This is a genomic window from Enterococcus xiangfangensis (assembly GCF_005405365.1).
Lineage (GTDB): Bacteria > Bacillota > Bacilli > Lactobacillales > Enterococcaceae > Enterococcus_A > Enterococcus_A xiangfangensis.
This window is the reverse complement of the sequence record NZ_BJDX01000007.1, coordinates 50,116-74,446: the sequence shown is the minus strand read 5'-3', so window position 1 is coordinate 74,446 and position 24,331 is coordinate 50,116. Positions and strand designations below refer to the sequence as shown.

Below are 24,331 nucleotides of genomic sequence, written 5' to 3'. Positions count from 1 at the left end.
TAAGGGAAAGGTTTCTATTCTGAAGTTATAGATAGTGATCATATAAGCATTGTTAGGCTATTGCAATAAGTTGAAACTATGATAATAGTTTTCAATTTTCTGATAGTTACCTAGTTTTTACCGACAGTTCGGTCAATTGTTTGAATATTCACTGTTTTTATTTTTTCATTTTTTATTTTTCCTGTATCAGTATTTGATAAATATTGAACGTTTTTAGAAAAATAATTTTAATTTGGAAAGTTACTTAAAATCAACATTGTTAAAGAAATCACTATACATTTAATCGTTGTTTCTCGTTTAATATCAGTAATTGAGAATCCAATCTGTTATAAAAAAAACTTGTTGTGTTGTATTACACAATTTTTTTGAAATTCGCTATTGACCCCTACCATTAGGGTACAACCTAAATTAAGAGTGTAAAAAAATTCACGCTAAAAGCGTAATTAGGAGGAACAAGCAATGAAATACGATGCTTTAGGAATGGTAGAAACAAAAGGATTAATTGGTTCAATCGAGGCGGCTGATGCAATGGTTAAAGCAGCGAATGTTTCACTAGTCGGAAAAGAACTTGTCGGTGGCGGAATTGTCACAGTGATGGTCAGAGGCGATGTCGGTGCTGTTAAAGCTGCTACCGATGCTGGTGCGGCTGCTGCTCAACGAGTTGGCGAATTATTATCTGTTCATGTTATTCCGCGTCCTCATAGCGAAGTTGAATCAATTCTTCCACGTCCAGCAGTTAATGAATAAGGAGATCTAGTATGAATAGTGAAAAGAGCGTAATGCAAACACCGCTTTCGGCGGAAACAAAAATGAAGACTGTTGGGAAAAAATTCCGTGTAGCAGGAATTGGTAATGGACTAATTTCTGGTTTGACCTATGGAGTGTACTCAACTTTAGTGATGATAGCTAGCGGTTTTGATCCATTAGTGAGTGCAGCAGGATTTTTAGCAGCTCCATTTGTTTGTTCAGGATTAAATGATTTATTTGCGGGAATTTGGCTATTATTTTATAACGCAAAACAAGGCCGCTTAAAGGAACTGGTAAGAACATTAAAGACAAAACCAGGAAAATTACTTGTAGTTGGGTTCTTATTGGGTGGTCCGATTGCAAACGGAGCGTATTTAGTTGGACTAGCAATGGCTGGTGCATATGCAATTCCGATCTCAGCAACTTGTAGCTTATTCGGAGCATTGTTTGCTTGGATTTTCTTGAAACAACGTCCAACTAAACGAGTTGTTTTTGGAATGGTATTGTGTGTGTTTGGTGCAATCATCATCAACTGGGTAGCGCCAGAAGGTACGCCAAACTTCACAATGGGAATTATTTGTGCATTGATTGCTGCTGTTGCTTGGGGACTTGAAGGTGTCTTTTCAAGTTTTGGCGGAGCCATGATCGATACAGATGTAGCTGTAAATTTAAGAGAATTAATTTCAGGATTAGTCGTATTGATTCTGATTGTGCCTCTTGTTGGAGGTATGAAATTATTAGGTAGCACGTTAACTGCGGGAATTCCGATTATTTGGCTTGTTTTATCTGGATTGAGTGCAGCCGTTTCATTTGTTTGCTGGTACAAAGCAAACTCAATGGTTGGTACAGCAATCGGAATGTCACTAAACGTAACGTATGCTTTTTGGGGAGTTTTATTCTGCGTCTTATTCTTGGGACAAACATTAACGACAACTATTGTTTTAGGTTCAATCATCATTGTATTAGGCGCAATCATCGTCACGATGAATCCTTTAGATTTATTCAGAAAAGGAGATGCATAAAATGTTATTACCAAGCAGAATGGCTGTTTTGAATCATATGTTTGATGAACCAGAAGTTGATGTAAAACAAGTAATGTCAGCATTAGAAGCCGATTACGGTAATGAAAAACAGTTTAATGAAAAAATGTATTTAGATCATTTATTAGCTTTAGAAGCAAATGGGCTAGTGGAAATGACTAGCTATGACTTAGATAGAAATGATGACTTGGTAATGCGTTATGCAATTACAGAAGATGGCCGTCATACAGTTGAAAAATATGTCGATGCGGCATACCGCAAATGTTAAGGAGGCATATCAGTGAGATATCAAGGTGAGGAAGCACTAGGGTTAGTTGAGACTGTCGGTTTAGTACCAGCATTAAAAGCTTGTGATGAAATGTTGAAAGCAGCAAATGTTGAATTAATTTCATATGAAAATATTGGTTCAACATTGGTAACTATCATGATTAAAGGTGATGTTGCCGCAGTAGAAGCTTCTGTTGCCGCAGGTGCTAGAGCAGCCGATGCGATTGGAAAATTGACTGCGCATAACGTCATGCCAAGACCAATTAAAGCAGTGGGCTCGATCGTTTCAGTCCACGATATTGACCAATAGAGGTGAAAAAATGGAAAGATACGAAGCAATCGGAGCAATTGAAACATTTGGTTTGGTTTTTGTCTTAGAAGCGGCCGATGCGATGTGTAAAGCTGCGGATGTGGAACTGGTAGGATATGAAAATGTTGCTTCTGGGTATATTTCAGTTATTGTCCGAGGCGATGTTGCAGCGTGTAAAACTGCTGTTGAAACGGGCATCCGTGCAGTAGAAGCGATGAGTGCTGAGGTCTATAGTTCAGTTGTCATTGCTAGTCCACACATTGATTTAGGTAAAATTATTGATCGTTATTCATTGGAGCAATTATTACCAGCATAGGGAGTGGATAAAATGCAATTTGTGGATAAAGATCTTAAATCAATTCAAGAAGCCCGCATATTAGTTGAATCTGCTCGCGACGCACAATCTTTACTTAAGGAATATGATCAAACGACGATTGATCGCATGATCAATGAAATTATCAACGAGGTAAAAAAAGAGTTACCAGAATTGGTGACATTTGAAATGACTGAGACAAATAAAGGAAAAAAAGAAGATAAATTATTTTTGTGGGAGAAATTTTTAGCCGAGCTCACGGATTCCTTAAATGAAAAAGTAATAGGTATTTTAGATGGTGAAAATACCAAAGAGTTTAAAAAGATCGGTGTTCCTTTAGGGGTAATAGTAGTAATTTTACCCGCTGAAAATGTACTATTGAATGCATTATTTGTCAGTCTAAGTGCACTTAAAGCTGGGAATACAATAATTTTTGTTCCGCAGCCTAAAACAGAACAACTTGTTTTTAAACTAGTCGAAGTAATTCAACGAACGAATCCAGGATTCCCTAAAACAAGTATCAGTTGGATGGAAAATACGACGGTTGAAGGTGTTGAAGCATTAATTGATCAAAAAGCGGTTGCTTTAGTGATCAATATTGATACACCAGCATATTTTGACTTGAAAACGAGTCAAAAGCCGAGCATTTATGGCGGTATTGGTTCGACACCAGTTTTTGTGGAACGCAGTGCGAACATTGTTGAGGCAGCTCAAAATATTATTAAAAGTCGATCATTCGACAATGGGTTATTGCCAGCAGCTGAACAATTTGTGATTGCAGAAAGTGTGATTGTTCAAGAACTTAAGGCAGCGATGATAAATGCTGGGGCTTATTTTATGAGTGCTGAAGAAGAAGGGAAACTTCTAAAACAGCTATTTTTAGGAACAGAAGTTAATCCTGCGATTATTGGAGAAAATGCAAAGACATTAGCAAAATTAGCCGGGTTTAATGTACCAACAGAAACGAAAGTTCTAGTATCAGAACAGCCGTATATTTTTGACGAGAATCCTTTCACTACAGCGCTAAAATGTCCGATTTTGACATTCTACTTAGAAGCAGATTGGATTCATGCTTGTGATAAGTGTATCCAGCTATTAAAAGAAAAACAAAATGGTCATACACTAGCAATTCATTCCAACAACCCAACGGTGATTAAAGAGTTTGCTCTGAAGAAACCAGTTGGTCGAATGATTGTTAATGCTGGAGCTGGTTTTGCTGGAATTGGGTTAGATTCTGATTTACCTGTTTCTTTAATTTTAGGCGGAATAACTACTAATAGAGGTTTTACAGCAAAAAATATCACTGCAAAAGATTTAACGTATGAGCGTGCAATTAGTTTTGGAAAGGCAGTTAAAGAAACCGTAACTAAAAAAATGGGTGTGAGTGAGGAACAAGTGCTTTTTGAAAAAATATTGAAAAAGTTAATGGAGCAGTAAAGTGAGGGAGATGGAAATAAATGGACATCAAAGAATTTTCGGCTAAATTAGCTGAAGCGACTAAAGAATTGAGCTCAGATGAAAGACAAGCATTGATGAAAATGTTCGCATCTGTATCTGATGATATTAAAGAAGATGAAGTAGTCCTAGAAAATTTTGTTTCAGATGAAGGTACAACTATTCCCAATGGGATTACTAAAAGACTGCGGGCATTAAAAGATAACTATTTAGAGCAAGTGCCATCTATTACAACCTATCGAGCACGGGCAATTACTAAAATTGCCAAAGAAAATCCAGGAATGCCAAAAATTGTTTTACGTGCAAAATGTTTCCGCTATTGTTGCGAAACAGCACCATTAGTTATTCAAGATCATGAATTAATTGTTGGGGCACCAAATGGTAAGCCAAGAGCAGGAGCGTTTTCTCCAGATATTGCTTGGCGTTGGATGGAAGATGAAATTGATACGATTGGCAGTCGTTCACAAGATCCATTTTACATTTCGGATGAAGATAAAAAAATTATGCGAGAAGAATTATTTCCATTTTGGAAAGGTCAATCGGTTGATGAATATTGTGAAGATCAGTATCGTGAAGCGGGTGTTTGGGAATTATCTGGTGAATCGTTTGTTTCTGACTGTTCGTACCATGCATTAAATGGTGGCGGTGATTCTAACCCTGGCTATGATGTGATCTTGATGAAAAAAGGAATGCTTGATATTCAAAACGAAGCCAAAGAACATTTGGAAAAATTAGATTATGAGAATCCAGATGATATTGAAAAAATTTATTTCTACAAATCAATTATTGATACGACTGAAGGTGTTATGATCTACGCTCGCAGAATGGCTGATTATGCAGCGGAACTAGCAGCTAAAACAGCAGACCCACGCCGTAAAGCAGAACTTTTGAAAATTTCGGAAGTAAATCGTAAAGTCCCAGCTCACAAGCCAGACACTTTCTGGGAAGCAATCCAAGCTGTTTGGACCATCGAATCTTTACTTGTGGTAGAAGAAAATCAAACCGGAATGTCAATTGGTCGTGTGGATCAATATATGTATCCATATTTCAAAGCAGATCTTGATGAAGGTCGGATGAATGAATTTGAAGCCTTTGAATTAGCTGGTTGTATGTTGATTAAAATGTCTGAAATGATGTGGATTACTAGTGAAGGCGGTTCGAAATTCTTTGCTGGGTATCAACCATTTGTCAATATGTGTGTGGGCGGTGTTACACGACAAGGACGGGATGCAACGAATGAATTGACTTATTTATTGATGGATGCTGTTCGCCATGTAAAAGTTTATCAACCATCCCTTGCTTGTCGGATTCATAACCATTCACCAAGAGAATATTTAAAGAAAATTGTGGATGTTGTTAGAGCTGGAATGGGATTCCCAGCCTGTCACTTTGATGATACACACATCAAAATGATGCTGGCTAAAGGCGTTTCAATCGAAGATGCTCGTGATTATTGTTTGATGGGTTGTGTGGAACCACAAAAATCTGGTCGTTTGTATCAATGGACTTCAACAGCATATACTCAATGGCCGATTTGTATCGAACTTGTTTTAAATCATGGAGTCCCTTTATGGTACGGCAAGAACGTCTGCCCAGATATGGGAGATATTTCACGCTTTACTACTTTTGAAGAATTTGAAGCGGCTGTAAAAGAAGAAATTAAATATATTACTAAATGGACTGATGTAGCAACAGTTATTTCACAACGTGTTCACCGTGATTTAGCACCAAAACCATTAATGTCAATCATGTATGAAGGATGTATGGAAAATGGTAAAGATGTATCATCCGGTGGTGCTATGTACAACTTTGGACCAGGGGTTGTATGGTCAGGATTAGCAACATATGCCGATTCAATGGCAGCGATTAAAAAATTGGTCTTTGATGAAAAGAAATATAGTCTACAAGAATTAAATGAAGGATTAAAAGCAGACTTTGTTGGGTTTGAACAAATGCGTACAGATTGTTTAAATGCACCAAAATATGGTAATGACGATGATTATGCTGACTTGATTGCAGCGGAATTGATCAACTTCACAGAAGCAGAACATCGTAAATATAAAACGTTGTACTCTGTTTTAAGTCATGGAACATTGTCAATCTCAAATAATACGCCATTTGGTCAAATGACAGGTGCTTCTGCTAATGGTCGTAAAGCTTGGACTCCTCTATCAGATGGTATCAGTCCAACTCAAGGGGCTGACTACAAAGGACCAACGGCGATTATTAAATCTATTTCAAAAATGTCTAATGATAGCATGAATATCGGTATGGTTCATAACTTTAAGATTATGTCTGGCTTGTTGGATACACCCGAAGGGGAAGAAAGCTTGATCACTTTATTGAAAACTGCTTGTCATTTAGGAAATGGAGAAATGCAATTTAACTATTTGGATAACAATACTCTGATCGAAGCACAGAAACATCCAGAACAATTCAGAGATTTAATCGTACGAGTCGCTGGATATAGTGCCTTCTTCGTAGAATTGTGTAAAGACGTGCAAGATGAAATCATTTCACGGACAATGTTGACAAAATTTTAAATAAAAAGCTGGAGCTAGGAATGGATGGTTAATGTGAAAGAGGAACGGATAGAACGGCAAGCGATGATTTTTAATGTACAAAAATACAGCCTATACGACGGTCCCGGAATCCGAACTATCGTCTTTTTCAAAGGATGTCCATTGCGTTGCCAATGGTGTGCCAATCCAGAAGGTATTAAGCGGAAATATGAAGTGATGTACAAAGAAAGTGTCTGTAATGATTGTGGTTCCTGTGTAGAAGCTTGTCCATTAGGTATCCACTATATTGATGAGAATGGAAAGCATCAAGTACGCCGCGATATTTCATGTAATGGATGTCAAAAATGTGTCGAGGTTTGTCCGATGCAAGCATTGAATATTACTGGTGCCATTAAGACAATTTCAGAATTAATGGAAGTTATTCACGAAGACGACGCTTTTTATGAAATGTCTGGTGGTGGTGTCACTTTTAGTGGAGGGGAATGCACTGCTCAACCGGAAGCGGCGTTGGAGCTTTTGAAAACTTGCAAAGCGGATGGAATAAACACAGCAATTGAAACTTGTGGACATAGCCGGATGAGTAAAATTTTGGAGATGGCTGATTATGTTGATCTATTTTTATATGACATGAAACATATGGACCCAATTCGTCACAATGAATTGACAGGAATCAGCAATGAAAAGATCCTAGCTAATTTAAAAGAACTGCTGATCCATGGTTACCAAGTCCAAATTAGAATGCCGATGCTAAAAATGATTAATGATAGTCATGAAGAAATCAAACAAATTATTGATTTCTTATTACCATATAAAGATCTTCCGAATTTTAAAGGAATTGATCTATTACCTTATCATAAGTTGGGTGTCAATAAATATGGTCAGTTAGGTATGGACTATCCCGTTGAAGGAGATCCTAGTTTAGCTGAGGCAGATTTAGATCGAATCGAAGGTTGGATCGCTGATTACGATTTTCCGGTTCGAGTTGTTCGCCACTAAAAAGGAGGAAAAAGAATGTCAGAGGAATTGACGCAACGAGTCATTGAAGAATCGGTTCCTGGTAAACAGATTACTTTAGCTCATGTAATCGCTTCACCTGTTAGTGATGTGTACCAATCATTAGGGATTGATGAAGCAGGAGCGATTGGTATTTTGACACTTTCTCCTTTTGAAACGGCGATGATTGCAGCGGATACGGCAGTTAAAATTGCAGATGTTACCATCGGATTTTTGGATCGTTTTACCGGTTCGGTTGTTATCACGGGAGATGTCGAAAGTGTAGAGACAAGCTTAAGAGAAGTGATACGAATTTTTAAAGATGTACTACATTTTAATGTGGTAGATGTGACCCGGACATGAAAAAGCTTCTTTTAGTGGGACCTAAAGATAGTGGGAAAATGACAATCGCTAATTTTTTAGAAGGCAGAGAAGAGTCGCCTTTAAAAAAAGTAGCTAGTATTGTTTACCATCAGAAAACGATTATCGTACCTGATAGTTATTTAGAAAGCCCTTGGATGCATAAACATATCATTGCTTTACAACAATCAGCGACAAGTATTTTGTTTTTACAACCAGTTACCGCTAAACGACGCAGTTATCCTCCAAATTTTGCCAAAGTATTTAGGATTCCAATTTATGGTTTAGTGACATATCACCAAGCCTATACTGCAAATGCTTTGCAGCAAGCGCAAGATCAACTTATGGCTTGCGGGCTCAAAAAAGTAGATTTAATCCTTGATTTATCAAGTGAAAATGACAAAAAGAAAATTCAACAATTATTTTAGGAAGGAGGCGAAAAAATGGGAAGTTTTAAAATGAGGACACAGATTTATTCTGGCGTAAATTCAACCGATCACTTAAAAGATTGCCAATTACAAAAAGTGTTGATCATCTGTGATCCTTTTATGGAGAAAAGTGGCAAAGTTAATCTGGTTACTGAAAGTTTAGCAGCAGAAAATGTACCATATCAAATCTTTTCTGAAGTTGTACCAGACCCGACGATTGAGGTTGTGACCAAAGGCGTGGCATATGCAGCAGCACTTCAACCAAATGCGATTGTTGCTTTGGGCGGTGGTTCAGCATTAGATACAGCAAAAGCTGTCCGACAAATCTATCAACAAGCTGAAGCAGGCATACATGTTCAATTGATTTGTATTCCTACTACAAGTGGGACAGGCAGTGAAGTTACTTCTTTTGCTGTTATTTCTGATCCATCAGTGAATGGAAAATATGCGCTTGTTGATGATGCAATGATCCCTGATGTAGCTATTTTAGATCCAGAATTTACTTTAACGGTACCAAGCAATGTCACCGCTGATACTGGGACAGATGTTTTGACACATACTTTAGAAGCATATGTTTCAACGGATGCAACAGATTTCACTGACGCTTGTGCAGAAAAAGCAATGCGGATTATCTGGCAAGATTTGATACAAGTTGCAGCTGATGGTAGTGATGCTGAATTAAGAGAAAAAATCCATAATGCTTCTTGTTTAGCAGGTATGGCTTTTAGTGAAGCTTCATTAGGGATTTGTCATAGTTTAGCACATGCTTTGGGTGGTCAATTCCATGTTCCCCATGGTCGGATCAATGCAATCTTATTACCACATGTAATCACTTTTAATGCAGGGTTAGAATTGAATCAAGATACTCCAGCATTAAAAAAATATGCTGAAGCTGCCCGTTTATTAGGTATACAGGCTGGGACAGAAAGAACAACTGTGAATTTATTGATTGCAGGTATCCAAAAAATGACGAAAAAAATGGGTATTCCTAAATTAATCACTGATTTAGGAATAGATGCGACTGAATTTGCCGAAGCAATCCCAACAATGGCTCAGGCTGCATTGAAAGATAAATGCACATTAACAAATCCACGGTCAGTTACTGCGAAAGACTTAGAAGCTATTTATGCCAGAATTTATCGAGGTGGGTTCTAATGCGCTATATCACAGAGCAAGATTTACAGGTGCAACATCGTCATGAACCGTTAAAAAAAATTATGTTGACCCAAAATGAACGATTAACCCCGGGTGCCAGACAGTTTTTAGCGGACCATCAAATTAGGATAATTGATTGTGATAGTCCGATCGAAACAGCTGAAGAAACAGATAATTCTTTAAAAATCGCGGCCTTAACAACAAAGCGGCAAACTTTTTTTCCATTGTTGGAATTAGAATTATGGGAAGCTGCTTTAAAGGCAAGTGAAGTTAATCGAGATAGTTGTCAGCGAATCATTGAATTAGTTTCATTAGTTAAGCAGATTGCGACAGAAGATATAGCAGAGTTAGAAATTTGTGAAGTTGCCGAGATTAACACAGATGAACTCACTAGTGAGGAGATCTTTCAACCGACCGGCAAGATTATTTTGAAATTACGTCGAGCGTGTGTTTATAGCACGACTTTAAAAACGTGTGTTACAGCAGAACAAAAGGGTGCCTTAGAGTATTTAATTTATTTGATAAATAATGAGATTTGTCAGTTATTGACGTGATAGGATCTCAGAAAAACTGGGAAAAGATGAAGGAGTATTGTCTATGATGACTTTGACCGTAAGAGACTGCGATCAGCTAGTTGCAGACTTTGAAGCAGTAATTAAAAAGCCAAAAAAAAGTGCTACAGGTACTTATTATACCGGTGTCGATCTTGGGACCGCCTGCATTGTCTTAGCCGTCATGGACGAACACCATCAACCAGTAGCAGGAGCCTATCGTTATGCGGATGTTGTTCGTGATGGGATGGTTGTTGATTATATCGGGGCAATTACTATTGTAAGAGAATTAAAAGCTGAACTTGAGGCTAAACTTGAGACCGAATTGGTATACGCTGCCGCAGCTATTCCGCCAGATACAGATGAATTAGACGGTGGGGCAATCAAAAATGTAGTTCAAGGTGCTGGTTTTGAATTGACGAATGTCCTAGATGAACCAACTGCAGCAAATCAAGTATTAAATATTCAAAATGGGGCAGTAGTAGATATAGGTGGTGGAACAACTGGTATTTCCATCATTAAAGATGGTCAAGTCGTAAAAGTAGCCGATGATGCTACAGGTGGAACACATTTGACTTTGGTGACAGCTGGTGCTTATGGGTTTTCAATTTCGGAAGCAGAACTATATAAACGAGAACAAAAAAATCATCAAGAATTAATCGCCGTGTTAAAACCAGTTGTTGAAAAAATTGCGACTCTTATTATTAATCAGATCGCTGGTCATGAAATTGATGAATTATATTTGGTCGGTGGGACCGCTTGTTTAACAGGAATTGAAGAGATTATCGAAGCAAAAACGAAAATCAAAACTTATAAACCCCATAATCCAATGTTCGTTACGCCTTTGGGGATTGCTTTAAGTTGTACAGATGAGATTTCTTAAAAGAAACTATCTGGCAATAAGCTAAAAGTTTTAATCTCCATATATAATGGTAGCTTTTATTCTTTTATCTTATTGCCGGAGCCTCATTTAAATTTAAGGTTAGCAGTTAAAGACGTTTTTTAGTAAAAATATAAATGTATAAGGAGATCAGCAAATGGATTGTCGAATAATTAAAACACCTGGTGAAGGAACATTAGCGATTTTAAATCGACGTAAAGGTTCTGGTCCTAAAGCAGCATTAGAAGTATCGGATGCAGTTGGCTTGGTCCAAGGTAAATTGATTGAAATGGTTTGTGCCGCTGATATAGCTGAAAAAGCGGTGGGTGTAACCGTTGAAGATATTCGCGGCAGTTGTCCGCAAAATATGATTATGCTAGCGATTTTTGGCGATACCGCATCCGTTGAATCAGCGTTAGATGAAATAAAACGTAAAGAGAAGGAACACAAATGGTAACCGCGCGTTTGATTGACAATATTTGGGCAACCAGAAAGTCTGAACGTTTAAACGGGTTGAAGCTTATGATCGCAGAAGTGATTGGAGGTTCTCGTGATGGCGAGCAAATGATTGTCTGCGATGTGATTGGTGCGGGGATTGGTGACCGAGTAATCGTGACGACTGGCAGCGCGGCGAGACGAATGTTAGAAGATGATTCGATCCCAGTTGATGCTGCGGTAATCGGAATTATTGATGAAAGTTGTGAATCTGTATAGAGAGGATCAAAAGCAATGAAGAAATTGATTTGTGTGAGTAATGTAACACAAGCACATAAAAATGGGGAAGCGATCTTTGTGGATCAGAATACGATCATCACCCCCGCTGCTAAGGATTTAATTGAAACTTTTCAAGTCCCATTAGAAGAATGCGATAAGCAAGTCCTGACAGATACTATTTTACCTAATAATCTCAATAAAGAGACCTTATTACAGTTATTAAAAATGATTTTAGCAGATGAAAATCAACCATTTAGTTGTGAGAAGCATTCAACTGGCTTAAAGGTAGTTCGGGGCGACAGTGTAGAAATGGCTGTCTTTGATACTGGTAACCCAGCAGACAAGGTTTATTACCAAGAATTAGTCAGTAAAGAGGAAAGTAAGATAAGTGCAGGCTTTTTAGAAATTGATCATTCTCAATTTGATTGGGAATTAACGTATGAAGAAATTGATTATGTTATTAGCGGCACATTGGAAATCACAATTGAAGGCAAAAAATATACAGCACATCCTGGTGACGTTGTTTTTGTACCAAAAAATAGCAAAGTTATTTGGGGATCACCGGATAAAGTGAAACTATTCTATGCTACGTATCCCGCGAACTGGCCAGATTTAATTTAGTCTGGTTATATAAACGGCAGGAATTTTAGCTATCGTCATCGTAGGGGACATTTTTAAGCTATTCCAATATTAATTGAAGGAGTAAGCAATGAGTGCATTAGGATTAATCGAAACACAAGGCTTATTGGCAGCTATTGAAGCAAGTGATGTAATGTTGAAAACTGCGGAAGTAAACTTGTTGACCAAAGAATTAGTTGGCGGTGGTTTAGTTACAGTTATTGTGACCGGCGATGTCGGTGCTGTTAAAACTGCTGTTAATGCAGCGGCCTCGTCCGTTGAAAGATTAGGAAAAGACTTATTATGTTCAAAACACGTAATTGCTCGCCCAGATGAGAGTCTAATGCGTGAACAGCTGATCATATCAATCAAACAAGACAAACCAGCAGAAGTCGAGCCGTTATCTAGTGAAGTAGTTGAGGCTGAAGTAGTCGCAGTGGAAGAGAAGAAACAATCCAACAACGAAGCTGCAAGCTCTGAAAAGCTAGAACTATCTTTAGAAAAATTGAGTGAAGAAGAATTGAAAACAACACTATCAGCGATGAAGATAGTAGATTTACGCAAATTAGCAAAAAAACAGCCACATTTTTCAATTACTAATAAAGATATTTATAAAATCAATAAAGAAAAACTTATTGAAGCATTAAGCACTTACTTTAATAGGAATTGATCAAAAGAGGAGCAACAGTAATGAACGAATTTGATAAAGATTTACGCTCAGTTCAAGAAGCTCGTGATTTATCCCGAGCTGGAAAAGCTGCAGCACAAGAGTTTGCGACATTTACGCAAGAACAAGTAGATTCTATTTTAAAAAGTATGAAAGAAGCTGCTGAAAAATTTTCTGTATGTTTGGCTAAAGCTGCAGTAGATGAGACAGGGTTTGGGAAAGTCGCAGACAAAGCTTATAAAAATCATGCCGCTGGAACATTATTGTATGAACAAATCAAAGATGAAAAAACAGTAGGAATTATTAGTGAAGATAAAACAAAAGGAACACTTGATGTAGCAGAACCAGTTGGTTTAATTTTAGGGATTGTCCCTTCTACCAATCCAACTTCCACAGTGATTTTCAAGTCAATGGTAGCGTTGAAATCAAGAAATGCCATCGTTTTTGCTCCGCATCCGGCAGCAGCACAATGTACTAAAAAAGCTGCTGATATGATGGCGCGAGCAGCCGAAGCAGCTGGTGCTCCTAAAGGAATCATCAGCTGTGTATCAACGCCAACAATGGCAGCTACTAATGAATTGATGCACGCTAAAGAAATTAGTTTGATTATTGCGACGGGTGGTCCTGGAATGGTGAAAGCCGCATACAGTTCTGGCAAACCAGCAATTGGTGTAGGTGCTGGAAATTCACCTGCTTATATTGAAAATAGTGCAGATGTGAAACAAGCCGTTTCACAAATCATTGCTAGTAAAACTTTTGATAATGGAACAATTTGTGCTTCAGAACAATCTATCATTTGTGAAGAAAGTAATGAAGCTGAAGTTGTTGCAGAATTGAAAGCACAAGGCGCTTACTTTATGTCTGAAGAAGAAACTAACAAAGTTTGCGGCTTACTCTTTAAAAATGGTGGTCATGCAATGAATGCGAAATTTGTCGGTCGTTCACCGCAAGTTATCGCTGAAGCAGCTGGATTTACAGTCCCTCATACAACAACTGTTCTAATTGGTCATCAAAATGGTGTAGGAGAAGGTAATCCATTATCTTATGAAAAATTGACGACAGTTTTAGCTTTTTATGTAGTTAAAGATTGGGAAGAAGCTTGTCAATTGAGTATCGATCTTTTGCAAAATGGGATTGGTCATACGATGAGCATCCATACGAATAATCGTGATATCGTGTTAAAATTTGCAGCGAAACCTGCTTCGCGAATTTTAGTTAATACAGGAGGGAGCCAAGGAGGAACAGGAATTAGTACCGGCTTACCGATTTCATTCACATTAGGGTGTGGAACTTTTGGCGGCAGTTCTGTTTCTGAAAATGTCAGCCCTAAACACCTGTTGAATATTAAAAAAGTTGCTTATGGCTTAAAAGATGTCACAACATTGGTTCAGGGAGATCCTAGTTTTTCACATGCTGAATTAGAAGGACCAATTGAAGCTTGTTTAACATCTGATAAACCCTCAAAAACTAGTTCAGAAAAGAGTTCAGATACCAAGTTTAGCGAGACCGAACTATCAGAATTAGCAGAAGTGGTACGTAAGGTTTTAACTCAAATGAACGCATAAACAACGATCAGATAAAATAAAATTAGCTAAATAAGGAGAAAAAATGGAAGATTATGAAGCCATATTAAATGCACTAATGGCACATTTAAATCCCGCGGGTATGCCACAAGATAACACTATTCCTGTAGGAATTTCAAACCGACATATTCACTTAAGTCAATCAGCTGTGGATAAATTATTTGGTAGTAACTATCAATTGACTAAATTAAAAGATTTATCCCAACCTGGTCAATATGCTTGTAAAGAATGTCTGATGATTTGTGGACCCAAAGGTGTAATTGAAAAAGTTCGTATTTTAGGTCCGGTTCGTCCAGAAACACAAGTAGAAATTTTGCAAAGTGATACGTTTAAATTAGGTATAAAAGGCGCATTACGTCTGTCTGGAGATTTAGCTGGAACTCCAGGGATTACTTTGGTAGGTCCGAATGGTTCATTTGAAGTTATTCAAGGAGCGATTGTAGCTAAGCGTCATATTCATATGTTGCCAGAAGAAGCAGTTCGTTTTGGAGTAACCGATGGTGAGTCTGTTACTATTGAATTTGCGGGTGAACGAGGCGGCAGTTTAGCCAATGTTATTGTCCGGGCGAAAGAAAATTCCGGATTAGAATGTCACATCGACACTGAAGAAGCGAATGCTCTTGGCGTTAAGTCAGGAACAAAAATAAAAATTAAAAAATAATTAGGAGGAATATAAAATGAAATCAGATGCATTAGGAATGATTGAAACAAAAGGATTAATCGGATCAATTGAGGCGGCTGACGCCATGGTCAAAGCAGCAAATGTTACTTTGGTTGGTAAAGAACGAGTTGGTGGTGGAATCGTCACTGTATTGGTTCGTGGTGATGTAGGTGCTGTTAAAGCAGCAACTGATGCTGGTGCGGCAGCAGCTCAACGTGTGGGAGAATTGTTATCTGTTCATGTTATCCCACGCCCACATGCAGAAGTTGAATCGATTTTACCAACAACAAATGCTTAATTTGAACAACTAAAGGTATTTATTAATAGTATGGTCAATAACGAGGTAGTTTTACAATCTTGGTAAATGACTGCGGCATGAGAAAAAATGACTCTAAAAGTTAACTATAAACTACGCCTCCTGAGTTAGAGAAAAGAACTAATTCAAGGGGCGTAGTTTACACTCTGAGCTTTTTAGGCAAATTACTCATTTGAACATTAACCATTATTTCAGAATAAATATTTGCTGGACTAAAGTAGTTCAGCGATTTCTTCATCGATAATTAAGTCAGTAATAACATTCATATTAAGTAAGGTTTGGACACTTTCAGTTTTTTCTTTTCCTGTAGCAACAATTGCTACCCGAGGAATCTTCTTAATATCTTTCAATTCAATTCCAAGCAATCGTTGAGAGAACCCTTTTCTTAGGGGAGTACCATCAGCGGTAAAAATAGTGCTGCCAATATCACCGATAGCATGTTCGTTTTTCAGTAGCTCTGCTTCTGTTTTGGAGATATATTTCAATTTTTTATAAGTAGAAGAATGAATTGGATTGCTGACCCCTAATAGAGCAAACTCAACGTTTTTTCCTTCATCAATAATTTCTTTTATTAATTCTGTACGAAGAAGAGTTTCTTTTACTTCTACGGTGTCCGCTATAGCGGGTGCGTAAAAATAGGACACATCACAATTATATTTCTCAGATAATACAAAAGCTAAATGATTGGAATGAAAGCGAACTTCAGAAAGTCCAATACCACCAATTAACGGAGTGATTTTTAAATGGTTTAATTTTAGTAAGTTTGCTTGTTCCACATATTCATAAAGCGTAGTCCCCCAACCAATTCCTAATTTGGTGATGTTTTTAAGCAAAGGTTCAATAAGATCAGCACATAATTTACCTGCCGCGGTCTTCATATTTTTTTGTCCTTTTGCAGCGATTTTAACATTTTTCAAGTCATATTTTTCTGTAAGCTTTTCCTGAAGTTTTACTAAGTGTAACTCATTATGTTGTATTGTGATCTTCACAATACCATTTTTTTTAGCTTCATGGAGCAATGAGGCAACTGTCGGACGTGAAATGTTTAATTTTTTTGCAATATCACTTTGAGTCTCTTCGTTTTCATAGTATAAAAGAGCAACCTTCAGTATTAAATCTTCTCTGTCTAACATATTTCATTCCCTCCTAGAACATGAGTAACATATGTTCCAAAATTATGTTTTTTGTATCAAACAATATGGCTAGATGCATTGACAAGTTAAACCAATTATACTACAATTTTTACAAAAGTAAATATATATTTACAAATGTAAAAGGAGATGGTTGGTTTGTTAGTTAATTCTAAAGAGATACTTTTAAAAGCTAGAAAAGAGAACTACGCAATCCCCGCTACGAATTTTATTGATTTAGATTCCGCTCGGACGTTTGTTATGGTAGCAGAAAAATTAAATAAGCCTTTGATATTACCGTTTGCCCAGGCGCATAAAGAAATAATTTCATTGGAAGAGGCAGCATTAATCGGTAAATATTTAGCTGAAAAAGTTTCTGTTCCTGTTGTATTACATTTAGATCACGGAGAAGATTTCAATTTTATTAAACGAGCTATTGAGTTAGGCTTCACGTCTGTAATGATAGATGCTTCAAAAGAAAGTTTAGAAAATAATATTAAAATTACAAAAGAAGTCGTTGATTATGCGCATCAAAAAAATGTCACAGTAGAAGCTGAATTAGGGCATGTTGGTGCAGGTACTAATTACGAAAATCATGAGACGACTGATTCTGTTTATACAGAAGTAAAGGATGTTCAAACGTTCTTGAAGAATACAGATGTAGATTCTTTAGCGGTCTCAATTGGAACCGCTCACGGTGCTTATAAAGGAACCCCAATATTAAATTTTGAACGACTAGCGGAAATTCGAGAGATAACAGAAGTGCCATTAGTATTACATGGAGGTTCTTCATCAGGAAATACGAATTTAAATCGATGTGCAGTAAGTGGAATTGCTAAAATCAATATTTTTACTGATTTTTTAAATGCGGCATATAAAAAAAATATAGAGGGAAATCCAAGGGACTATTTAGAAATGAAATTTCTTGCTAATGAAGCGATGTCCGAAACTTTAGAAGGTTGTTATAAAGTTTTTGCAACTAAAAGTATAAATTAAAAAGGAGTAAGAAATGACTAATAGAATTAAATACCCATTTTTTGTATTCAATCCTAAGTCTTATCTGTATGGAGAAGAGTTATTGATTTTGGCCAAAAGAGCAGATGAATTAGCTTTAAAATATCCGGAATGCTCTATATTGGTAACGGTTCCATACGCTGATATTTCTGCAGTAAAAGATGCGACAAAAAATATTATCGTAACTGCACAACACATGGATGGTATTGAACCAGGAAGAGGAATGGGACATGTGTTACCAGAATCTATCTATCATGCAGGAGCACGTGCAGTTTTTTTAAATCATGCTGAAAAACCATTAACACTGGCCGCCTTAGCACAGTCAATGAAAAAAGCGAAAGCAATGGGAATTAAGACTATTGTTTGCGCAGACTCGATAGATGAGGCCAGAGCAATAGCTGTTATGGGAGCAGATGTAATTTTATGTGAGCCAACAGAACTGATTGGTACTGGTAAAACTAGTGATGATAGTTACGTCCAGCAAACAAATCAGGCGATTAAAGCGATTGACAAAACTATTTTAGTTATGCAGGCGGCAGGAATTAGTACAGCAGCTGATGTATACCATACAATTAAATTAGGAGCCGATGGGACTGGATGCACAAGTGGGATAACTAATGCTGATTCTCCGATAGATATGCTAACTGACATGGTCGAAGCACTAATGAAAGCATTCAAGGAAAGAGGCCAGAAAAAATGAACGTAAAGCATGAACAACTCGCACTTGATACACAAGCAGGAAAAATTACTTATTTAGATATTACACATCAATTGAGGAATGCTGTCAAAAATTCTGGAATCAAAGATGGGTTCTGTGCAATAACTACACCACATACAACATGTTCAGTAATTTTTGAAGAATACGTACATGATAAAGACTGGAAAGGAGATGAATTTTTACAAGTTGATCAAAATCGGATTTTAGAAAGATTAATTCCAAAACAGCAGACTGAATCCGATTATTTGTATCCTGGACCTGCACACGTAGAGTTTTTAAAAGATTTGGCGGCAAAAGATCCAAACTATTTACCTGATCCAGTATCAATTTTAAATGCAGATGCTCATATCAAAGGTTCACTATTTGGAGCTAGTGAAACGGTAATTATTAAAGATGGGGAACCTTTAATCGGCTCAGTTGGTTATATCTATTTTATCGATTGGGATCAAAATAGAGAACGTACTCGCACTTGTAACTTGATGATTATGGGGCAATAGAGGAAACTAAGGAGCAACTACGATATGCGATATGATCGTATATTGTAGTTGCTTTTTAATCTGGATTAAAAAGTACAGTAGAAAATAGTTTGAAAGCTTATAAAGCAGTGAGGAGATACTGGAACTTCATATGAAAAAAGTGCTGATTTTCCTGTAAAACATGAGTGTTTTAAATTTAACAATGACTAAAAAAATAAAAACAGTTTTGAAATGAAATCTCAAGTAATTTAGCATTTTTTTCCTTCGTCCTCTATTATGAAAATCACACCCTTAAATTTGACTGGCTAAGTGTTTTTTAGGATTGGATATTTCACTTTAGGGTGTTTAAGCAGTATACTTCGGGTATAATTTTGGACTCTTTTATGGAGGTATTTGAGATGGAGAAGTATAAAAATATTATTATTGGTTTCGGCAAGGGCGGCAAGACATTAGCTAAAGTATTAGCAAGCAGAGGAGAATCTGTCTTAGTCATTGAAAAAGCAAAGCGTATGTATGGCGGGACTTGTATCAATGTCGGATGCATCCCCTCGAAATCGTTAATTGTAAATGGAGAAAAAGGAGTGCCGTTTACAAAAGGAATAATGAAAAAAGAAGCATTGACTGCTAAATTGCGTAATAAAAATTATCATATGATTGCGGATGAAGCTACGGGGACTGTGATGGATGGGACTGCGCATTTTATTTCAAATCATATTTTGGAAGTTGACAATGAAGGGCTCACACGTGTAGAAGGGGACCGGATTTTTATTAATACTGGGGCGACTCCGATTGTTTTGCCAATCAAAGGATTAAAAGAAAGTAAATACGTTGTCGATTCGCTTGCGGCGATGGATTTAGAAGTGTTACCGGAAACGTTAGTGATTATCGGTGCTGGTTATATTGGCTTGGAATTTGCCTCAATGTTTGCTAATTACGGTTCCAAAGTTATTGTTTTGGATGCAAAGGAAAAATTCTTGGCACGTGAAGATGATGATGTTGCGGACCTGATTTTTAAAGATTTAACAGCACAAGGAATCGAGTTTCATTTAGGCGTTTCACTAGATGAAGTGAGTGATCGGACAGATCATGCCAAGATCATTTATACTGAAAATGGTCAAACAGCTACGATTAATGCAGATAAAATTTTGGCAGCAACTGGACGCAAACCCAATATAGCAGGATTAGGTCTAGAAAACACAGATGTGAAAATAACGGATCGTGGAGAAATCGTGGTGGATGATCTGTTACGGACAGATGCACCGAACGTTTGGGCGATCGGGGATGTTAAAGGTGGACCGCAATTTACGTATGTTTCTTTGGATGATTATCGGATTATTTTGGATCAATTGGATGGGAATAATACTCGTTCATTAAAAGATCGAACGATCGTGCCATCTAGTGTTTTTATTACACCGCCTTTATCAACCGTTGGCTTAACTGAAAAAGCGGCCAAAGCAATGGGGCTTGATTACAAATTATTCAAATTTATGACTGCCGGTGTACCTAAAGCAAATATCTTAGAAGATCCTAAAGGAATGTTCAAAGTACTTGTAGATCCAAAAACAGAGAGAATCCTTGGAGCAAGTATTTATGCCGAAGAATCACATGAAGTCATCAACCTGATCACATTGGCAATGAAAGGTGATTTGCCTTATATACTGTTGAGGGATCAGATTTATACCCATCCAACAATGAGTGAAGCATTGAATGATGTGTTGAAATAAACAATATTGAAAAATAGAGGAAAAAATCAACAATTATTGATTTTTTCCTCTATTTTTTTGATGTTTTTTCTAAAAGGTATACATGAGAAAAGTTCTTCAACTTTTTTGGTAATAAGTTGGTGGCGGATAGTCAGCGTTTGAAAGTTGGTTTGATTGTTTGTCATAGACTGAATCATTTGGGGAAACCGAGGGAGTTCAGTTTAGTTAGTGTGTCCTGATATTTCATTTTTATCTAGTAGGAGCAAAGGCCAAATTCTGATAGCTGGGTGGACTGTTTCTGTTACAAGATAAAGTATAGAAGGTGAAATTAAATAACTAATGATTTTTATAGCGGAGAATTAAAATGAGAACGAAATGAAGTTAAAGGGCTTTAATTATTCATTTAAACCTAAAATATTTTAATTTTTATCTAACAATCGATGTTTTTGTTATAAACGTCAAATAATCTTTAAAATAAAAAAACGATTATTCTTATGAAAAAAGTGTTGTAAGTAAAGCGTTTGTGCGCTCTCTTTTTTTTATTTTTTTAAATACTAAAAAAGATAAAAAAGAAATAGAAAAATCTTCGTATTATACTTCTTGTCGTGAGGAAGGGAGGAGCAAAATGAAGAATACATTGCTGGCCATGTTCAGTGTTGTTTCATTATTTTTGGGACAGGCAGCAACCATTGAAGGGGTTTTCGCAGATGAGAATAGTGGAGAAACAAATATTGCTAAAAGTATGGATTCTACGATCTCTTCGGAAAATGGTCCAATTGATCCAGTCAATCCAAGCCTTGAAAATTCTCAAGAAGTTACTCAGGAAACAACAGAAAATTCAACAACAGAAACTACTGACACTAGTCAAGAGACAGAAGGAGCAAACTCAAGTACAGAAGAACCAATTGAGAAAGCTAACCAAGATGTTTCACCAAAAGCGGCAACAATCGTTACCAGTTGGGAGGAATTATCTGCTGCGCTAGGAGATACCACTGTTAGTCAGATAACGGTGTCGAAAGATCTGCAAGCAACCAAAGATATATTGGTCAACCGTGCAGTTTCAATTGATTTTGGGAAGCACGTAGTTAATTTTTCTACTTACTCGATTATCGTGGACGACAAAGCAGATCTGAAAGTATCTGACTTGACTTTTACGGGCAGCAAGACGGCATTTAGAGGAAATAAAACGTACAGTACCACCTTAGGGACAATCCAATTCAATGGAACGATCACTGCCCAGGCAACAAATACGGGGGCGTTTCTAACGATGCCGGGTGGAACGGCGCTATTTTCTGCCGCTGAATTCACTTACAGCAATTCTTCAGCGATTGGAGTAATGAAACCTGGAATCGATGTTAAAAATTTGACGATTACCAATGGAACGATCGTCAAATCAACTGCTGCAAAATTTGTTGCAACTACAGACGCTGCAGATGTAGGCGGCAACTACATAATTGATGGCGGTTCTATTGTAAGTACCAATGACACACTAGGATCCTTAAATACCTCTGGCCAAGTTTGGAAGTTAGGTTATACCGTAACTTTTAGCGTTACAGGACCAGGGACTAAGCTGTTGATTGAAACAAATTATGCAAACAGTAGAGTAGAAGGCAACGGTGCTTTTGTTATCGGCTCGAGTAGTGTCTCAGCCACAAATGCCAATTCGAAATTGATCGTGACAAATAGTGCTGAATTTACGATCAACAGCGAAACATCGACAGCGATGTATTTGAATGGGGAAGGCAGTAGCATTGAAGTTAGTCAAAAAGGCGCATTAGCGCTCACACAAAAAAACGAGATAATCAAAAGTACCAATGAGACGTTGCGCTTAGGCAGTAATACGAACAATAAAAAAATCTCCGTTAGTGACCAAGGTGTTTTCAAAGTAACCAAAGAAAAAGGTTTAAACGCTGCACTTTACATAAGTGGAGACAATAATGAAGTTTCTGTAACTAGTGGAGCAGATTTTATCGTCAAACAACTAGAACCTACACCGCAAGCCACTTCTGATGACGCAAAAGCGCAGGCGATTATTTTTAGGAGCAATTTAGCAAATCCTAAAAACACATTTACATCCAGTGGAACAAATACGAATATTGAATTGATTTCCAGCGGTGGCGGTGTCATTCAGCAGAGTACCAACAATGGTCCAAAAGGAACGTTGGGTATCACTGTGGGCCCAGGTGTTTATTTTGTCGCCAGGGGAAAAGTTTCCAATCATGTCATTAAGCGAACTGAAGGACTTTTTGAGGCGAACGTTCTTAATTTCAATCTCGATCAGCCCAAATACTATGATATTCGTAACAATAATGGGGAACTCGGAGCAATGTTCATCGGTGAGACGCAATCGACTTTCAATACGAAGAACTCCACGATTTCTTTTTGGAAAGATACTGAGAATTTAGATGGGAATGCATCACATTTTTGGAAAAATGCTACGTTTGCTTTTAGCGGGAAGGATTTGGGAACGTTGAGTAGCGCATCGATTGCTGAAATGAATACGGTATTTACAACAAGCAACACGCTGACAAATTATGCACGGATCAGTGCCAATAATCAGTTAGGCCAAATCGACGCGTTGCGAAAACCAACGGATGCGGATCGTTACATTTATGCGCATGCTAGTTTTCCAGAAGGCAAATACGACGAGCCGCGAGATGCGATGGCTGATGAAGTGAAGCTAACACTGGGAGTTTATGATTCAGAAAATAATGAAATCAAAAAAATAGCGGGGAATACGCAGGGAGAGTTTTCCATTTATGGAGAAGCAACGACTGCTGGCTGGACAAAGATTCCTTATGAAGGGCTGTTAACAGCAGGAACTCAAATTAAAGTACTGCAAGCACAACTATTAGACGAAGCGAATCAACCGACCATCACGCTGCCTGCAGAAGATTTGTTGGCAGAGCCTCAGACAGTTGTTGATGTCACACCACCAGAACCGATAAAAGCCGCGACCAGCGTGCTTGCACCGAATGCGCGAACCATTTCCGGAACTGGAGAACCAGGGGCGCTGATTTCACTAGAAGTAAATGGAGCGGCAGTTGTAAGTACAACAAGTGTCAAAGCGGATGGGACATTCGAACTGGCATTGCCTGAAACAGTAAATTTAAAAATCGGCGATGTGATTCAAGTTTTTGCCAAAGATCATGCGGGGAAAGCGGATATAACCAATCCTCCAACTACAAATGATGCGATCGGAAATATTGAACCTAAAACAGAGGTTGATTTTCATGATACAAGTTTTAAAGCCGCGACGATTTTGCCAGTCGATGGTGTGTTGTCCTTTATTTCAGCTCCGAATATTCTTTTTGGTACGCAAAGTGTGACGACGAAAGAACAAACGTATCGACCAGAACAAATTGAAGGCCAACTAGCGATCTCGGATACTCGAGGAACGGATAAAAGTGCTGTTCGTCTGTACTTAAAAGAATCGGAGCCATTAAAAAATGCTGATTTACAATTGACGGACGGATTGCGCTACACCAATCAAGCGGGAGAAACACAAATCGTATCTTCGCAAGGCATTTTGGTGGAAGAGTATTCAGCAATTAAAACGGTCATTGTTTCAGATTGTTGGAATAAAGAAAACGGAACACAAGCAAAAGGATTTTCATTGACCGTTCCGGTAGAAAAACAAAAAGCCGGTGCGTTTCATGGAGAATTAGAGTGGTCATTGCAGACAGTGCCTGCAAACAACTAGCAGATTG

26 protein-coding genes are annotated in these 24,331 nt (G+C 37.6%); 25 read left to right on the top strand and 1 reads right to left on the bottom strand.

Going from position 1 to position 24,331, the window contains the following annotated elements; genetic code table 11:
• Window positions 1-459: 459 nt before the first annotated feature.
• The 20 genes from FFM68_RS09550 to FFM68_RS09455 all read left to right on the top strand — a co-directional run bounded on the left by FFM68_RS09550 (window position 460) and on the right by FFM68_RS09455 (window position 15,562).
• Window positions 460-747: a BMC domain-containing protein gene (locus FFM68_RS09550; RefSeq protein WP_137619115.1), complete on the top strand. Its 288-nt coding sequence runs from the start codon at window positions 460-462 to the stop codon at window positions 745-747.
• Between the two features lie 11 nt (window positions 748-758).
• Window positions 759-1,769 carry a DMT family transporter gene (locus FFM68_RS09545; protein WP_137619114.1) on the top strand — a complete coding sequence of 337 codons (1,011 nt, stop codon included), beginning with the start codon at window positions 759-761 and terminating at the stop codon, window positions 1,767-1,769.
• A 1-nt stretch (window position 1,770) separates the two neighbouring features.
• A complete protein-coding gene (locus tag FFM68_RS09540; RefSeq protein ID WP_137619113.1) occupies window positions 1,771-2,055 on the top strand; it encodes a hypothetical protein in 285 nt (94 codons plus the stop codon).
• Between the two features lie 12 nt (window positions 2,056-2,067).
• Window positions 2,068-2,364, top strand: a complete 297-nt coding sequence (locus FFM68_RS09535) for a BMC domain-containing protein (RefSeq protein ID WP_137619112.1) — start codon at window positions 2,068-2,070, stop codon at window positions 2,362-2,364.
• A 10-nt stretch (window positions 2,365-2,374) separates the two neighbouring features.
• Entirely contained in the window at window positions 2,375-2,680 is a 306-nt protein-coding gene (locus FFM68_RS09530; RefSeq protein WP_137619111.1) for a BMC domain-containing protein, read from the top strand.
• Window positions 2,681-2,692: 12 nt separating this feature from the next.
• Window positions 2,693-4,114, top strand: a complete 1,422-nt coding sequence (locus tag FFM68_RS09525) for an aldehyde dehydrogenase family protein (protein ID WP_137619110.1) — start codon at window positions 2,693-2,695, stop codon at window positions 4,112-4,114.
• Between the two features lie 20 nt (window positions 4,115-4,134).
• Entirely contained in the window at window positions 4,135-6,675 is a 2,541-nt protein-coding gene (gene cutC, locus FFM68_RS09520) for a choline trimethylamine-lyase (protein WP_137619109.1), read from the top strand.
• Window positions 6,676-6,699: 24 nt separating this feature from the next.
• Window positions 6,700-7,650, top strand: coding sequence for a choline TMA-lyase-activating enzyme (gene cutD, locus FFM68_RS09515; RefSeq protein WP_137619108.1), 951 nt, complete (start codon window positions 6,700-6,702; stop codon window positions 7,648-7,650).
• A gap of 15 nt (window positions 7,651-7,665) precedes the next feature.
• On the top strand, window positions 7,666-8,010 hold the full coding sequence (locus FFM68_RS09510) for a BMC domain-containing protein (RefSeq protein ID WP_137619107.1): 345 nt from the start codon (window positions 7,666-7,668) through the stop codon (window positions 8,008-8,010).
• Window positions 8,007-8,435, top strand: a complete 429-nt coding sequence (locus FFM68_RS09505) for a EutP/PduV family microcompartment system protein (protein WP_137619106.1) — start codon at window positions 8,007-8,009, stop codon at window positions 8,433-8,435. The genes FFM68_RS09510 and FFM68_RS09505 overlap by 4 nt, the downstream gene beginning before the upstream one ends.
• A gap of 15 nt (window positions 8,436-8,450) precedes the next feature.
• Window positions 8,451-9,590 (top strand): 1-propanol dehydrogenase PduQ, encoded by a 1,140-nt coding sequence (locus tag FFM68_RS09500; RefSeq protein WP_137619105.1) that lies wholly within the window; start codon window positions 8,451-8,453, stop codon window positions 9,588-9,590.
• Window positions 9,590-10,144: a hypothetical protein gene (locus tag FFM68_RS09495; protein WP_137619104.1), complete on the top strand. Its 555-nt coding sequence runs from the start codon at window positions 9,590-9,592 to the stop codon at window positions 10,142-10,144. Before FFM68_RS09500 ends, FFM68_RS09495 begins: the two co-directional genes overlap by 1 nt.
• A 43-nt stretch (window positions 10,145-10,187) precedes the next feature.
• Window positions 10,188-11,024 carry an ethanolamine utilization protein EutJ gene (gene eutJ, locus FFM68_RS09490; RefSeq protein ID WP_371852017.1) on the top strand — a complete coding sequence of 279 codons (837 nt, stop codon included), beginning with the start codon at window positions 10,188-10,190 and terminating at the stop codon, window positions 11,022-11,024.
• Window positions 11,025-11,178: 154 nt separating this feature from the next.
• Window positions 11,179-11,478 (top strand): BMC domain-containing protein, encoded by a 300-nt coding sequence (locus FFM68_RS09485; RefSeq protein ID WP_137619103.1) that lies wholly within the window; start codon window positions 11,179-11,181, stop codon window positions 11,476-11,478.
• The gene (locus FFM68_RS09480; protein ID WP_137619102.1) at window positions 11,472-11,735 is read left to right on the top strand and encodes a EutN/CcmL family microcompartment protein; all 264 of its coding nucleotides are present in this window, start codon (window positions 11,472-11,474) and stop codon (window positions 11,733-11,735) included. Before FFM68_RS09485 ends, FFM68_RS09480 begins: the two co-directional genes overlap by 7 nt.
• Before the next feature lie 15 nt (window positions 11,736-11,750).
• Window positions 11,751-12,356: a EutQ-related cupin domain-containing protein gene (locus FFM68_RS09475; protein ID WP_137619101.1), complete on the top strand. Its 606-nt coding sequence runs from the start codon at window positions 11,751-11,753 to the stop codon at window positions 12,354-12,356.
• Window positions 12,357-12,444: 88 nt separating this feature from the next.
• On the top strand, window positions 12,445-13,023 hold the full coding sequence (locus tag FFM68_RS09470) for a BMC domain-containing protein (RefSeq protein WP_137619100.1): 579 nt from the start codon (window positions 12,445-12,447) through the stop codon (window positions 13,021-13,023).
• 20 nt (window positions 13,024-13,043) lie between these two features.
• Window positions 13,044-14,585, top strand: coding sequence for an acetaldehyde dehydrogenase (acetylating) (locus tag FFM68_RS09465; RefSeq protein ID WP_137619099.1), 1,542 nt, complete (start codon window positions 13,044-13,046; stop codon window positions 14,583-14,585).
• Between the two features lie 43 nt (window positions 14,586-14,628).
• The gene (locus tag FFM68_RS09460; protein WP_137619098.1) at window positions 14,629-15,264 is read left to right on the top strand and encodes a phosphate propanoyltransferase; all 636 of its coding nucleotides are present in this window, start codon (window positions 14,629-14,631) and stop codon (window positions 15,262-15,264) included.
• Window positions 15,265-15,280: 16 nt separating this feature from the next.
• Window positions 15,281-15,562 (top strand): BMC domain-containing protein, encoded by a 282-nt coding sequence (locus FFM68_RS09455; RefSeq protein WP_137619097.1) that lies wholly within the window; start codon window positions 15,281-15,283, stop codon window positions 15,560-15,562.
• Window positions 15,563-15,792: 230 nt separating this feature from the next.
• Here the strand turns inward: FFM68_RS09455 and FFM68_RS09450 are convergent, their stop codons facing one another.
• Window positions 15,793-16,713, bottom strand: coding sequence for a sugar-binding transcriptional regulator (locus FFM68_RS09450; RefSeq protein ID WP_137619096.1), 921 nt, complete (start codon window positions 16,711-16,713; stop codon window positions 15,793-15,795).
• Window positions 16,714-16,869: 156 nt separating this feature from the next.
• Between FFM68_RS09450 and FFM68_RS09445 the strand changes: the two genes are divergently transcribed.
• From FFM68_RS09445 to FFM68_RS09425, 5 genes are all read left to right on the top strand, one after another.
• Entirely contained in the window at window positions 16,870-17,706 is an 837-nt protein-coding gene (locus tag FFM68_RS09445; protein WP_137619095.1) for a class II fructose-bisphosphate aldolase, read from the top strand.
• Between the two features lie 13 nt (window positions 17,707-17,719).
• Entirely contained in the window at window positions 17,720-18,424 is a 705-nt protein-coding gene (locus tag FFM68_RS09440) for a triose-phosphate isomerase (protein WP_137619094.1), read from the top strand.
• Window positions 18,421-18,939, top strand: a complete 519-nt coding sequence (locus FFM68_RS09435) for a YjbQ family protein (protein WP_137619093.1) — start codon at window positions 18,421-18,423, stop codon at window positions 18,937-18,939. Before FFM68_RS09440 ends, FFM68_RS09435 begins: the two co-directional genes overlap by 4 nt.
• Before the next feature lie 377 nt (window positions 18,940-19,316).
• Window positions 19,317-20,642: an FAD-dependent oxidoreductase gene (locus FFM68_RS09430; protein WP_137619092.1), complete on the top strand. Its 1,326-nt coding sequence runs from the start codon at window positions 19,317-19,319 to the stop codon at window positions 20,640-20,642.
• Window positions 20,643-21,246: 604 nt separating this feature from the next.
• Complete coding sequence (locus FFM68_RS09425) at window positions 21,247-24,324, top strand: Ig-like domain-containing protein (protein ID WP_137619091.1); 3,078 nt, start codon at window positions 21,247-21,249, stop codon at window positions 24,322-24,324.
• Window positions 24,325-24,331 lie beyond the last annotated feature (7 nt).